A 14,138-nucleotide genomic window follows, 5' to 3' on the forward strand; every position below is an offset into this window, starting at 1 on the left:
ATCCGGACAGGCCAGTGTAGGAGCGACCCGCGCATTTCTTCAAGCCCGCGCCGGGGCGCCGTTTGCCCCGACTCGGCCCCTACTTGTTCAGCAGCGCCTTGAGCATGGCCATGCGCTCCTTGGGGCTCATGGCGGCGGTCGCGTCGTCCTCTTGGATACGCACATCGCCCAGGCCCATTTCCTCGATGAAGCGCGATGGCTCGCGCACCAGGTCTTCGCGCGCGCGGCGGCGGCGCTTGCACCAGCTCAGGTTCAGGCTGCGCTGCGCGCGGGTGATGCCGACGTACATCAGGCGCCGCTCTTCCTGGATGCGGGTCGCCAGGTTCTCGGCGGCGCGCGCCGGATCGCCCACTTCGTCGTCCTTGCCCAGGTGAGGCAGCAGGCCTTCTTCGACGCCCGCCAGATACACGTGCGGGTACTCGAGGCCCTTGGAGGCGTGCAGCGTGGACATCTTGACGGCGTCGGGCGCTTCTTCCTCGCCGCGCTCCAGCATGGTGACGAGCGCCACGTGCTGCACCAAGTCGAAGAGCGTCATGTTGTCTTCCTCGGCCTTGCGCTTGAGCCAGCCGGTCAGCTCCAGGACATTCTGCCACCGTGTTTGCGCGGGCCGTTCTTCGAAGAGTTCGAACAGGTGCCGCTCGTACTGGATGGCTTCGAGGAGGTCGTCGAGGATCGCGCCTGCCGGTTCCGCGGGCGCCGCGTCCTTGCCGGAGGCTGCGCCGCGTCCGGCGCGCCACTGCATGCGGCGGATGAATTCCGCGAAGGTGCGCAGCTGTTCAAGCTGGCGCGGCGCCAGGACGCTTTCGAGGCCGGTTTCGGCCACGGCAGCCAGGAGCGACAGTTCGCGGCTGGCGGCATACTGGCCCAGCGCCTGCAACGTGGCCTGGCCGATGCCGCGCTTGGGCGTGGTGGCCGCGCGGATGAAGGCGGGGTCGTCATCGTCGTTGGCCAGCACGCGCAGGTAGGCCAGGATGTCGCGCACCTCGGCCTTGTCGAAGAAGCTTTGCCCGCCGGAGATCGTGTACGGGATCTTCAGGTTGCGCAGCGCCTGCTCCAGGATGCGCGACTGATGATTGCTGCGGTACAGGATGGCGAAATCCTTCCACTGCGCCTGGCGCTCGAAGCGCGCGGCGGACACCTTCATGGCGATGGACTCGGCCTCCTGCTCCTCGCCGTCCATGGCCGACACCACGATGGGTTCGCCCACCCCCAGCTCGGACCACAGCTTCTTTTCGAAGAGCTTGGGATTCTTTTCGATGACCTGGTTGGCGGCCGCCAGAATGCGCTGCACCGAGCGGTAGTTCTGCTCGAGCTTGATGAGCTTGATGTTGGGGTAGTCGGTGGTCAGCTTGGCCAGGTTCTCGATGGTGGCGCCGCGCCAGGCGTAGATGGCCTGGTCGTCGTCGCCCACCGCAGTGAACATGGCGCGCGGGCCAGTCAGCAGTTGCACCAGCCGGTACTGGCACACGTTGGTGTCCTGGTATTCGTCCACCAGCAGGTAGCGCACGCGATTCTGCCAACGGGTGCGCACTTCTTCGTTGCTGGCCAAGAGTTGCGCGGGAATGCGGATGAGGTCGTCGAAGTCCACTGCCTGGTAGGCGGCCAGCGTGGCGGCGTAGCTGCGATAAACGTTGGCGGCTTCGACATCGCCCGGCGTGATGGCCTCGCGCGCGGCGTCGTCCGGCTCCAGCAGCGCGTTTTTCCACAACGAGATAATGCCCTGCACGTGGCGCAGGCGCGCCTTGTCAGTGGTCGCCAGCAGTTCCTGGATTATCCCCATGGCGTCGTCGGCGTCCAGGATGGAGAACGTGGGCTTCAGGCCCGCGTTGCGCGCCTCTTCGCGCAGCATCTTCACGCCCAGCGAGTGGAAGGTGCTGATGATCAGGCCCTTGGACAGCTTGCGGTCGACCAGCGTCTTCACGCGCTCGTCCATTTCGCGGGCGGCCTTGTTGGTGAAGGTCAGGGCGACGACGTTGCGGCCCATGTAGCCGCATTCGCGCAGCAGGTAGGCGATCTTCTGCGTGATGACGCGCGTCTTGCCGCTGCCGGCGCCCGCCAGGACGAGGCACGGGCCGTCCAGGTAGAGCGTCGCCTCCCGCTGCGCGGGATTCATGCCGTGGCCAATCGGTTCGGTTGCGGACATTGGAGAGTCAGATCGTCATGCGTCGCGGCGGCCATGCCAGCGCAGCCGGCAAGCAAAGGGCCTGCCGCTGCCCGTCAATGGGCCGGAAAAACGCGAGAAAAAGGGGACGGGCGCAGTCGCCGCAGCGGGTCTGCCGCGCCGGTGCGATAGAGGAAGACGATCATAGAACAATCGGGTCGATGACGCACCGGCGGGTTGCCGAAGGGACAGATCCGCGCATCGTCGCACGGGGCAATCGTCCGTCAGATTTCCAGCGGATCGACTTCCAGTTGCCAGCGCACGCGCGCCTCGTTGGCCAGGTAGGGCAGGTGGTGCGACCACGACGCAAGAAACGCCTGCAAGGCCGGCCGGCTGCTGCTTTCGGCCAGCAGTTGGGCGCGCTCGATGTTGGCCACGCGCACCACGCGCAGCGGCACGGGGTCGTACAGCATGATCGCGTCCATGCCAGGAAAATCGGCCGCCCATTCGCCTTCGGGCAGTACGCGGGCCTGCTCCAGAAACGCCTGGGCCACCTTCAGCTCGCGCGCCTCGGCGGTCAGCAGCGCCTGGTAGACGTAAGGGGGCAAGCCCGTGCTTTCGCGCTCGTGCAGCGCGTGGCGCGCAAACCCCGCGTAGTCGTGGCGCAGCAAGGCCTGGTACACGGGCTGCTCGGGGTAACCGGTCTGGATCAGCACTTCGCCGTTGCCCTGATGACGGCCCGCGCGGCCGGCCACCTGCATCAGCTGCGCGAACAGGCGCTCGGGCGCCCGGAAATCGTGGGCGAACAGCATGGAGTCCGCGTTCAGCACGCCGACCAGGCCCAGCCGCGCAAAGTCGTGGCCCTTGGCTACCATCTGCGTTCCGACCAGGATGTCGACCTCGCCCGCGTGCACGGACGCGAACAGCGCTTCGGCGCTGCCCTTCTTGCGCGTGCTGTCGGCGTCGATGCGCAGGATCCGCGCCTCGGGAAAGAGTTCGGCCAGGTGTTCCTCGACGCGCTGTGTGCCGCGGCCCATGGGCGCCAGGTCCTGGTCGCCGCATTCGGGGCACGCGCGCGGCACGGGGGCCTGATAGCCGCAGTGATGGCACTGCAGGCGATGGCCGCGAAAGTCCGTGCGATGCAGCACGGTAAAGGCCGTGCAGCGCGGGCAGTTGCTGACCCACGCGCAGGACTGGCAATGCAGCACCGGCGAATAACCGCGCCGGTTCAGGAAGATCAGCACCTGCTCCTTGCGCTCGAGCCGCTGGCCGATGGCTTCAAGGAGCTGGGGCGACAGCCCTTGCTTCATCTGCAGGCGGCGCGTATCCACCAGGCGGATCTTGGGTAGCTCGTTGGACCGCGCGCGGCCGGGCAACGTCAGGCGCAGGTAACGCCCGCGCTCGGCGTGCTGCCAGGTTTCCAGCGACGGCGTGGCCGAACCCAGCACCACCGGAATGTTCAGGTCGTGCGCGCGCCACACCGCCAGATCGCGCGCCGAATAGCGCAATCCGTCCTGCTGTTTGTAGGACGTATCGTGCTCTTCGTCGACCACGATCAGGCCCAGTTCCGTCAGCGGCGCGAAGATCGACATGCGCGTGCCCAGCAGCATGCGCGCTTGGCCGCGCTGGGCGCGGGTCCACGCCTGCAGCCGCTCGCCGTCGGACAGGCCGCTGTGCATCACCGCCAGCCCCTCCGGTCCGACCAGCGCTTCCAGGCGCGCCCGCAACGCGGCTTCGAGCTGCGGCGTCAGATTGATTTCCGGCACCAGCAGCAGCACCTGCCGCCCTGCCGCCAGGACCTTTTCGGCGGCGCGCAGATAGACCTCGGTCTTGCCGCTGCCCGTCACGCCATGCAACAGCACCGGCTTGAAGCCGCCGAGCGCCGCGATAGCCTGCACCGCCGCCTCCTGGGCTTCGTTCAGCGCCGGCGGCTGGTCGGGCGTGGCCGGCGCCCGCGCGGTCTTGCGCTTGCGCGCATCCATGCGCGCCACGGGTCCTTCCCCGGACCGCTTGCCCTGGTAGGACGTGGGTTTGCGCAGCGGCGGCGGCAGCGTGGGCAGCATTACCTCGCCCAGGGGCCGCTGATAGTAGTCGGCGGCAAAGCGCGCCATGCGCAACCAGGCCTCGTCAAATGGCGGCAGATCGTCCAGCACCGCCTCGATCGGCCGGATCTGCTTGGGCTCGAAAGAGGGCTCGGCAGGGTTGTCGACGACCACGCCGATCATCTTGCGCCGGCCGAACGGAACGATCACCCGCAAGCCGGCCGCAATCGGCGCGTCGCTGCGGTAATCGAACGGGCCGGGCAGCGGCACGTCCAGCGCGACGCGCACCCAGCACACCGCTGCGGTGTCGGGATTCGCTTGCGCGTCAGGCATGGAGTCTGGGGACATTCATCTACTGAAATAGGACTAGCCGAAAGGATGAGGACAGCGCCGGGCAGCATTGGCGGATTTTCGCTTGCCTTGGCGCCACTGATCCACCGGCGCCTGTGGATAACTTTGGGGAAAAGGCGAGAGCAACATCAGAAAATGGAATATGGCAAGAATGCACAAACTATTGCATCCCTGTTGATAAGCGATATTTTCCGATATAAAACAAGCACTTGTAGCCGGTTTCGAGATTGTAAGCCAGCTTGGGGAGGGTTTTCCCCGACCCCGGATTTAATGTGCACAAGTCGTCCGCGGGGTCCATCTGCTTCGGCCCTTGGGGCCGAAGCGTTCACTTACTTACGCGTGGAGGGCGCGGCTGTACTGGTGGACTTCATCGACCAATTCAGCTACAGCTTCTGGCGGAGTGAAGCGGGAAATGCCATGTCCCAGATTGAACACATGGCCGCCCTTGCCCACTGGCCCAAACGCATCCAGCACCCGCCGCGCTTCCGTGCGGATGGCGCTTGCACCGCCAAACAGCGCCATCGGATCCAGGTTGCCCTGGAACGCGACCGAGTCTCCCGTGCGGCGGCGAGCCGCCGCCAGGTCCACGGTCCAGTCCAGGCCCACCGCGTCGCTGCCACAGGCCGCGATGTCTTCAATCCACTGGCCGCCGCCCTTGGTGAAGACGATGACCGGCACGCGCCGGCCTTCGTGCTCGCGGGTCAGGCCGGCAACGACCTTCTTCGTGTAAGCCAGCGAGAACTGCTGGAACAGGCCGTCGGCCAGCACCCCGCCCCAGCTGTCGAACAGCATCACAGCCTGGGCGCCGGCGGCGATCTGGCCGTTCAGGTATTGCAGCGTGGCTTCGGCATTGATTTCGAGAATGCGGTGCAGCAGATCGGGACGCGAATACAGCAGGGTCTTGATGAGACGGTAGTCGTCGCTGCCCTTGCCTTCGACCATGTAACAGGCGATGGTCCACGGGCTGCCGGCAAAGCCGATCAGCGGCACCTTGCCGTCAAGATCGCGCCGGATCGTGCTGACGGCGTCGAACACGTACCGCAGCTTGTCCATGTCGGGCACCGCCAGGCGCGCGACGTCTTCCTCGGTGCGGATGGGATGCGCAAAACGCGGGCCCTCGCCCTCGGCGAAGTCCAGGCCAAGGCCCATCGCGTGCGGAACAGTCAGGATGTCCGAAAACAGGATGGCCGCGTCCAGGTCGTAGCGCTCCAGAGGCTGCAGCGTGACTTCCGAGGCGTAGTCCGGATTCTGCGCCAACCCCATGAACGAGCCCGCACGCGCACGCGTCTCGCGGTACTCGGGCAGATAGCGACCCGCCTGGCGCATGAGCCAGATGGGGGTATAGGGCACGGGTTCGCGCATCAGGGCGCGCAAGAACACATCGTTCTTCAAACGGGGAGCAGACACGGCTAACCTCGATGATCGGAAGCCGTGAGTTTACTTCCCCTGGCTGACAAGGCGGGCCACGCCCGCACCGGCGGGGTTGAGCGGGCGCAATGGGTAGAAGCTGCGGACGTTCGGCCTGTTACGCCTTAGCCCATTTCGTGCATCCGCGCGGCAGCCTGCGCCGCCTGGCGGTACGGCGCGGCTTCGATTCCGTGTTTGCGCATCAGCGCCCAGAACGCGCGGCGATGCTTGGCGCATGCGCGTGCCGCCTGCGCCACATTGCCGCCGTGGCGCGACAGCGCGTGACGAATGTATTCGCGCTCGAAGCCATTCACCACCTGCGCCTTTGCCGCCCGGAACGTTTCTTGCGCACCCCGCCGGTATTGGTGCCGCAAGCTGCTCAAGGCGTGTTCGACGATGTCGGCGGGGACTTTGGGACGCGCGGAACCCGCGCGAGATGCGTGGGGTGAATGTGCCGCGTGCTCGGCGCAGTGCGCGTCCGGGTGCTCACCCAGATAGTTGAACGGGTGCTCATGGACGCTGCCCGCCGCGCCAGCACTCGTTAGAGCGCCCGGTAGAGCGCCCGGTAGAGCACCCGGTAGAGCGCCGCGGCGAGCCAGGCGGATCAGCCGCACGCGCAGGCTTTCCATGCATACCGGCTGCGAGATGAAGTCCGCCGCGCCCAGGCTGAGCAGATCCAGAATGGCCGGCGCCTTGACGTCGTGGATGAGCAGCAAAATGGGCGTGGACAGCGCGTTACGCGCAAGCTGCAAAGCCATGCGGGACCACGCAAGCGAGTGCAGCGCCACGGGCAGAATGCAGGCGTCATATCTTCGTAGGGACAACGCCTGCCGAGCCAGGGAATCCGGCGGCGCGGCGTCAAGGGCCTGCGGCGCCAGGGACACCGGATGCAGCCGCACGCGCATCAGCCTGGCCTGATGGCTGGCGATCCAGGCGCCCATCGTCGTTTCATGGCCGGGCGCCAGCAGCACCCCGCAATCCAGCACGTCTCGCATGCCTTCCTCGTTTGCATCGCAAAACTGAAGGCTACTGTTGCAGCCCCCTGCCGACTATTCGTAGTGAACGCATTGCGGCAGGCCGCTACAGGGCGACGCGCCGTGGGGCGGCGCATGGTTGGCGGTAAGCAAGGTGTCTGACACCCCAAGGAGATGATCGTCAGCTTGCGACAGCGTCTCAGCGCGTGTCAGACACCTTGCAATCGACAGCGTCTCATTGGGTGTCAGACACCTTGCAATAAATGGGAATGAAAAAAGCGGCCCGAAGGCCGCTTTTTTCTACGCCGGGACAAGCCCGGCAACCGCATCGCCGCTTAGTGCGAGCGGCCGCCTTGGCGCAGCTTGCGCGCCGCGATGGCTTGCGCAGCCAGCATGGCGAGCTCGGCTTCGACGACAGCGATGTCAGCCTTGTCCTTGGCGTTTGCCAGGGCCAGTTCGGCCTTCTGGCGCGCTTCCAGGGCGCGGGCTTCGTCGAGGTCGGCGGCACGGATTGCCGTGTCGGCCAGGACCGTCACGCTGCCCGGCTGAACTTCCAGGATACCCCCGGCGACGAAGATGTTTTCCTCGCCTTGGTCGGCACGAACGATCTTGACCGTTCCGGGGCGTATGCGCGAGATCAGCGGGGTGTGGCCGGGCAGAATGCCCAGTTCACCCGACTCGCCAGGCAGAACCACGAACTTCGCCTCGCCGGTGAAGATCGCTTCCTCTGCGCTGACCACATCCACATGCAGGGTAGCCATATCGGTTCCTTATTGCAGTTTCTTGGCCTTCTCGAAGGCCTCGTCGATCGAACCGACCATGTAGAACGCCTGTTCCGGCAGGCTGTCGCACTCGCCGTTGACGATCATCTTGAAACCACGGATGGTTTCGGCCAGCGGAACGTACTTGCCGGGCGAACCGGTGAACACTTCGGCGACGTGGAACGGCTGCGACAGGAAGCGCTGGATCTTACGCGCGCGGGCCACGGCCTGCTTGTCTTCCGGCGACAGTTCGTCCATGCCCAGAATCGCGATGATGTCGCGCAGTTCCTTGTAGCGCTGCAGCGTCTGCTGCACGCCACGGGCAACGGCGTAGTGCTCTTCGCCGACGACTTGCGGGTCGAGCTGACGGCTGGACGAATCCAGCGGGTCGACGGCCGGGTAGATACCCAGGGCGGCGATGTCACGCGACAGCACGACGGTCGAGTCCAAATGCTGGAAGGTCGTGGCAGGCGACGGGTCGGTCAAGTCATCCGCAGGGACGTACACGGCCTGGATCGAGGTGATCGAGCCGGTCTTGGTCGACGTGATGCGCTCTTGCAGCTTGCCCATTTCTTCGGCCAGCGTGGGCTGATAACCCACGGCGGACGGCATACGGCCCAGCAGTGCGGACACTTCCGTACCGGCCAGGGTGTAGCGGTAGATGTTGTCCACGAAGAACAGGATGTCGCGGCCTTCGTCACGGAACTTCTCGGCCATCGTCAGGCCGGTCAGCGCCACGCGCAGACGGTTGCCGGGGGGTTCGTTCATCTGACCGAACACCATGGCGACCTTGTCCAGAACGTTCGACTCTTCCATTTCGTGGTAGAAGTCGTTGCCTTCACGGGTACGCTCACCCACGCCGGCAAACACCGACAAACCGCTGTGCTGCTTGGCGATGTTGTTGATGAGTTCCATCATGTTCACGGTCTTGCCCACGCCGGCGCCGCCGAACAGGCCGACCTTGCCGCCCTTGGCAAACGGGCACACCAAGTCAATAACCTTGATGCCGGTTTCCAGCAGTTCCACCGACGGCGACAGTTCGTCGAAACGGGGAGCGGCCTGGTGGATGCCACGCTTTTCTTCGTGTTGGATCGGGCCGGCTTCGTCGATGGGACGACCCAGCACGTCCATGATGCGGCCCAGCGTGCCGGTGCCGACGGGCACCGAGATCGGGGCGCCCGTGCCGGCGACCTTCATGCCGCGGCGCAGACCGTCGCTGGAGCCCAGCGCAATGGTACGCACCACGCCGTCGCCCAGCTGTTGCTGCACTTCCAGCGTCAGACCCTTTTCGGCGAACGAGGAACCCTCGTCGGCCAGAGTAAGCGCTTCATAGATCTTGGGCATCTGATCGCGGGGGAACTGAATATCCACCACGGCGCCAATGCACTGAACGATGGTTCCGTTGCTCATGTCGATTCCTTGCTTGATAGCTTTTGACGGGATGCTGCCTGCCTCAAACGGCGGCAGCGCCCCCTACGATTTCCGAAATTTCTTTGGTGATCGCGGCCTGACGGGTCTTGTTGTAGACCAGTTGCAGATCGCCGATGACCTTCTTGGCGTTGTCCGACGCCGCCTTCATGGCGACCATCCGGGCCGACTGCTCCGAAGCCATGTTCTCGGCCACGGCTTGGTACAGCAGGCCTTCAACGTAACGCTGCAGCAGGTCGTCGATCACGCTACGGGCGTCGGGTTCGTAGATGTAATCCCAGCTGTATTCCGACTTCACTTCCGAGGTCTTGGCCAGGCTATCGGCGCCCGTCTGGTACGGATCTTCCAAACCGCTGGCCAACGGCAGCAGACGCAGGAACAGCGGCTCTTGCTTCATCGTGTTGACGAAGCGGGTCGAGGCCACGTACAGCGCGTCGATACGGCCTTCCAGGTAGGCGTCCAGCTGCACCTTGATCGCGCCCAGCAGGCGGTCGAGTTGCGGCTTGTCGCCCAGTTGCACTTCCTGGGAAACCAGTTTGGCGCCGATACGGGTCAGCACACCCACGCCCTTGTTGCCGAAAGCGGTCGCTTGCACGGCGATGCCGGCTTTCTCGAACTCTTTCAGCTTGCCCAACATCACGCGGGTGATGTTGGTGTTCAAGCCGCCGCACAAACCCTTGTCGGTCGTCACCATGACCACGCCGACCGCCTTGATTTCGCGTTCGACCAGGTACGGGTGGCTGTACTCGGGATTGGCCTGCATCAGGTGCGCAGCAATCTCGCGCACCTTGGTGGCGTACGGACGGCCTGCACGCATCCGCTCCTGCGCCTTGCGCATCTTGGATGCGGCGACCATTTCCATCGCCTTGGTGATCTTGCGCGTGTTTTGCACGCTCTTGATCTTGGTTCGGATTTCCTTAATTCCGGGCATTGCGCTTTCCTGTGAAGACTGGCCGATGGGTTCCGCTCGCGCCTCAACCATCCGGGAAGGATGGGTGAGGCGCCTGGGACGCCTAACCCATCACTTTCTTAAAAAGCACCGTGCTTCTTGAATTCCTGAACGGCGGCGGCCAGTTCGGCCTCGTCGTCCTTGGACAGTTCCTTGGTGTCTTCGATGCGCTGGATCAGAGCAGCGTGCTTGCTCTTGAGCTGATCCTTCAGCGACTTCTCGAACGACAGCACTTGGGCCACGTCCACGTCATCCAGGTAGCCGTTGTTGACCGTGTACAGCGTGACGGCCAGTTCCCACACTTGCAGCGGCTGGTATTGCGGCTGCTTGAGCAGTTCAACGACGCGCTTGCCGCGCTCGAGCTGGCGACGGGTAGCGTCGTCCAGGTCGGAGGCAAACTGCGCGAAGGCGGCCAGTTCACGGTACTGCGCCAAGTCGGTACGGATACCGCCGGACAGCTTCTTGACGACCTTGGTCTGGGCAGCGCCACCGACGCGCGACACCGAGATACCGGCGTTGATTGCGGGGCGGACACCGGCGTTGAACAGGTCGGTTTCCAGGAAGATCTGGCCGTCGGTGATCGAGATCACGTTGGTCGGAACGAAGGCCGACACGTCGCCTGCCTGGGTTTCGATGATCGGCAGCGCGGTCAGCGAGCCGGTCTTGCCCTTGACGGCGCCTTCGGTGAACTTCTCGACGTACTCTTCGTTGACGCGAGCAGCACGTTCCAGCAGGCGCGAGTGCAGGTAGAACACGTCGCCCGGGTAGGCTTCGCGGCCCGGCGGACGGCGCAGCAGCAGCGAGACCTGGCGGTAGGCCCAGGCTTGCTTGGTCAGATCGTCATAAACGATCAGGGCGTCTTCGCCACGATCGCGGAAGTATTCGCCCATCGTGCAGCCGGCGTAGGCAGCCAGGTACTGCATGGCGGCGGAGTCGGAAGCCGAGGCGGCCACGACGATGGTGTATTCCATCGCGCCGTGCTCTTCGAGCTTGCGGACCACGTTGTTGATCGTCGAAGCCTTCTGGCCGATAGCGACGTACACGCAGGTGACGCCCTTGCCCTTCTGGCTGATGATCGTGTCGACGGCCACGGCGGTCTTGCCGGTCTGGCGGTCGCCAATGATCAGTTCGCGCTGGCCACGGCCGATGGGAACCATCGAGTCGATAGCCTTGATGCCGGTTTGCAGCGGCTGCGACACCGAGCGGCGGGCGATAACGCCAGGCGCCACTTTTTCGATGATGTCGGTGGCCTTGGCGTTGACCGGGCCCTTGCCGTCGATCGGCTCGCCCAGCGTGTTGACCACGCGGCCTTTCAGTTCCGGACCAACCGGAACTTCCAGAATGCGGCCGGTCGTCTTGACCTGGTCGCCTTCGGAAACGCCGGTGTAGTCGCCCAGAATAACGGCGCCGACGGAATCACGCTCGAGGTTGAGCGCCAGACCGAAAACGTTGTTGGGGAATTCGAGCATTTCGCCCTGCATCACGTCGGACAAGCCGTGGATGCGGGTAATACCGTCGGTCACGGACACGACGGTGCCCTGAGTACGGACATCAGCCGAAGCGCCCAGGCCCTCGATGCGGCTCTTGAGCAGTTCGCTGATCTCGGAGGGATTGAGTTGCATATTGACTCCTGGAATCCTGTTAGTAGCCTTAAGCGGCGAGCTGATCGCGCATGCGGACCAATTGGGCTTGTACGGAAGTATCGAGCACCTGGTCGCCGACGGCCACGCGCACGCCGCCGATCAACGACGGGTCGACGGTAACGCTGGGCTTGAGCTTGAGGCCAAATTTTTGTTCGAGCGCGGCGACCAGATCCTTGACCTGGGCATCGCTCAGCTCGAACGCGCTGGTGATTTCCGCCTGCGCCGTGCCTTCGTGACGATTCCGCAGCGCGACGAATTGCGTGGCGATCTCGGGCAGCAGCAGCAGCCGGTCGTTTTCGACCAACAGCTCGATGAAATTACGGGCGGCTTGCGGAAAATCGGCCTTGATCAGGCCGGTAAACAGTTCGACGCGCTGCTTGTCGCCCAGACGCGGATCGGCCATGGCCTCGCGCACGTCGGGGTTGGAGGCGACCTGAGCCATTACGCTGATCAGGTCGGCCCACGCCGGCAGACCGGCCTTGTCGTCGCGCGCTGCGCTGAAGAGCGCTTCAGCGTAGGGCCGGGCAACAGTGGAAAGTTCAGCCATGACGGTCCCGGATTAGAGCTGCGCGCGGAGCTGGTTCAGCAGCTCGGCGTGTGCGCGGGCGTCAACCTCGCGCTTGAGGATCTGTTCAGCACCCTTGACGGCCAGCGCGGCGACGTCGTCGCGCAACGCTTCGCGGGCGCGCTGGACTTCCTGCGCGGCATCCTGAGCTGCTTGCGCCACAATGCGGGCGCGTTCGGCTTCCGCTTCGCGGCGGGCCTGCTCGATCAGGGAGGCAGCTTGCTTCTCGGCCTCGATGATGCGTGCGTGGTTTTCGGACTTGGCAGAAGCCTCGATCAGACTGACGCGCGCCTGGGCTTGAGCCAAGTCGGCTTTGCCCTTCTCGGCGGCGGCCAGGCCGTCGGCGATTTTTTGGCGGCGCTCGTCCATCGCCTTCGTCAGGGGAGGCCACACGAATTTCATCGTGAACCAGCCCAGAACGAAGAACACGAGCATCTGGAAAATGATCGTCGCGTTCAGATTCACGGTCGTTCCTTTAACACCTTGCGGCTCCGACCGCACCCGGGAAGGGGCGTCGCGGAGCACTCGATACTTTGCTGATCGGCGATGGAGCCGTTGCTCTCATCGCCGCCAGCGTCATGACCCACCTATTTGCCGGCGGGCGGTGCCTTAGCCGACGAACGGGTTGGCGAAGGCGAACAGCATGGCGATACCCACGCCGATCAGGAATGCCGCGTCGATCAGGCCAGCCAGCAGGAACATCTTCGTTTGCAGAGCGTTCATCAGTTCAGGCTGACGAGCCGAAGCTTCCAGATACTTGCCGCCCATCAGTGCGATGCCGATGCAAGCGCCGATAGCGCCCAGACCGATGATAAGACCGCAAGCGAGGGCAACGAAAGCGACGTTGGTCATGACAACTCCTTGGTTAGAAATCTGAAGTCAAAAATTGAAAAATAAGAGGTACAGCTCAATGCAAGATAATCTTGCTATCCGATGCCGGCCGGGTGGCCGACACCGGAAATTCGGGGGATCAGTGGCCTTCGTGAGCCTGGCCGAGATACACCAGCGTCAGCATCATGAAGATGAAGGCCTGGAGCAGAACGATCAGGATGTGGAAGATTGCCCAGATCGAGCCGGCCAGAATGTGGCCGATGCCCAAGCCGATGCTGGCGCCGTTAAAGCCGGTCCAGGCGCCGCCCAGGAGGGCGATCAGCATGAAAATCAGTTCGCCGGCGAACATGTTGCCGAACAACCGCATGCCCAGCGACACGGACTTGGCGGCGTATTCGATCAGGTTCAGCAGCAGGTTGAACGGGGCCAGCACGATGGCGCCCAGGCCATGCGCATGGAACGGCGCGGTGAACAGTTCTTTGACGAAACCGCCCGGCTGCTTGATCTTGATGCCGTAGTAGAACATCAGGAGCAGCACGCCCAGCGACATGCCCATCGGCACGTTCAGGTCGGCGGTCGGCAGAATGCGGTGGTAATAGAGAGGATCGCCGTGCTCAGCACCCAGGCCGGTCAGGCGCCAGATGGAGGGCAGCAGGTCGACCGGCAGCAAGTCCAGCGCGTTCATCAGGATGATCCAGAGGAACACGGTCAGGGCCAGCGGGGCGATGAAAAGACGGCTCTTGGCGTTGTGGACGATGCCCTTGGCCTGGTCGTCGACCATGTCGACGATCATTTCCACGAAGGCCTGGAAGCGGGAAGGAACACCGCTGGTGGCGCGGCGCGCGGCGCGCCACAGGAAGAAAATGACGATCAGGCCCATCAGGCCGGACCAGAACAACGAGTCGTAATTGATGATGTCGAACTGAGCAATAGCGCTCTGTTTCTCACCGGTATTGTTCAGATGCACCAAGTGATGCTGAATATACGCGGATTGAGGCGACACGTCGCTGGCAGCAGCCATTTGAACCTATCCTATTTGCTGTATGCCCGGCCCTTGCGAACCGGACGATTCCACGATTTCGTTTG

12 protein-coding genes are annotated in these 14,138 nt (G+C 64.0%); all 12 read right to left on the reverse strand.

The genetic code is table 11. The annotated features are described in order from the left end of the window. Window positions 1-79: 79 nt before the first annotated feature. The 12 genes from ASD71_RS14230 to atpB all read right to left on the reverse strand — a co-directional run bounded on the left by ASD71_RS14230 (window position 80) and on the right by atpB (window position 14,073). Window positions 80-2,143: a UvrD-helicase domain-containing protein gene (locus ASD71_RS14230; protein WP_056564886.1), complete on the reverse strand. Its 2,064-nt coding sequence runs from the start codon at window positions 2,141-2,143 to the stop codon at window positions 80-82. Window positions 2,144-2,385: 242 nt separating this feature from the next. Further along, window positions 2,386-4,476, reverse strand: coding sequence for a primosomal protein N' (locus ASD71_RS14235; RefSeq protein WP_056564889.1), 2,091 nt, complete (start codon window positions 4,474-4,476; stop codon window positions 2,386-2,388). 351 nt (window positions 4,477-4,827) lie between these two features. Beyond that, window positions 4,828-5,901, reverse strand: coding sequence for a uroporphyrinogen decarboxylase (hemE, locus tag ASD71_RS14240; RefSeq protein ID WP_056564891.1), 1,074 nt, complete (start codon window positions 5,899-5,901; stop codon window positions 4,828-4,830). A 125-nt stretch (window positions 5,902-6,026) separates the two neighbouring features. Then, window positions 6,027-6,896 carry a helix-turn-helix domain-containing protein gene (locus ASD71_RS14245; protein ID WP_056564893.1) on the reverse strand — a complete coding sequence of 290 codons (870 nt, stop codon included), beginning with the start codon at window positions 6,894-6,896 and terminating at the stop codon, window positions 6,027-6,029. A gap of 314 nt (window positions 6,897-7,210) precedes the next feature. After that, window positions 7,211-7,636, reverse strand: a complete 426-nt coding sequence (locus ASD71_RS14250) for a F0F1 ATP synthase subunit epsilon (protein ID WP_056327609.1) — start codon at window positions 7,634-7,636, stop codon at window positions 7,211-7,213. Window positions 7,637-7,645: 9 nt separating this feature from the next. After that, a complete protein-coding gene (gene atpD, locus ASD71_RS14255) occupies window positions 7,646-9,046 on the reverse strand; it encodes a F0F1 ATP synthase subunit beta (protein ID WP_056564896.1) in 1,401 nt (466 codons plus the stop codon). Between the two features lie 43 nt (window positions 9,047-9,089). Continuing rightward, a complete protein-coding gene (gene atpG, locus ASD71_RS14260; RefSeq protein WP_056564898.1) occupies window positions 9,090-9,995 on the reverse strand; it encodes a F0F1 ATP synthase subunit gamma in 906 nt (301 codons plus the stop codon). 98 nt (window positions 9,996-10,093) lie between these two features. Then, entirely contained in the window at window positions 10,094-11,635 is a 1,542-nt protein-coding gene (atpA, locus tag ASD71_RS14265) for a F0F1 ATP synthase subunit alpha (RefSeq protein WP_056564901.1), read from the reverse strand. Window positions 11,636-11,663: 28 nt separating this feature from the next. Next, a complete protein-coding gene (locus ASD71_RS14270; protein WP_056564904.1) occupies window positions 11,664-12,203 on the reverse strand; it encodes a F0F1 ATP synthase subunit delta in 540 nt (179 codons plus the stop codon). 12 nt (window positions 12,204-12,215) lie between these two features. Then, window positions 12,216-12,686, reverse strand: coding sequence for a F0F1 ATP synthase subunit B (locus tag ASD71_RS14275; RefSeq protein WP_008167494.1), 471 nt, complete (start codon window positions 12,684-12,686; stop codon window positions 12,216-12,218). A 144-nt stretch (window positions 12,687-12,830) separates the two neighbouring features. After that, window positions 12,831-13,073 carry a F0F1 ATP synthase subunit C gene (gene atpE / locus ASD71_RS14280; protein WP_003815363.1) on the reverse strand — a complete coding sequence of 81 codons (243 nt, stop codon included), beginning with the start codon at window positions 13,071-13,073 and terminating at the stop codon, window positions 12,831-12,833. Window positions 13,074-13,191: 118 nt separating this feature from the next. Further along, window positions 13,192-14,073: a F0F1 ATP synthase subunit A gene (gene atpB / locus ASD71_RS14285; RefSeq protein WP_056564907.1), complete on the reverse strand. Its 882-nt coding sequence runs from the start codon at window positions 14,071-14,073 to the stop codon at window positions 13,192-13,194. Between the last annotated feature and the right edge of the window lie 65 nt (window positions 14,074-14,138).

This window comes from Achromobacter sp. Root565, assembly GCF_001427425.1.
In the GTDB taxonomy this organism is placed as follows: domain Bacteria; phylum Pseudomonadota; class Gammaproteobacteria; order Burkholderiales; family Burkholderiaceae_B; genus Achromobacter; species Achromobacter spanius_D.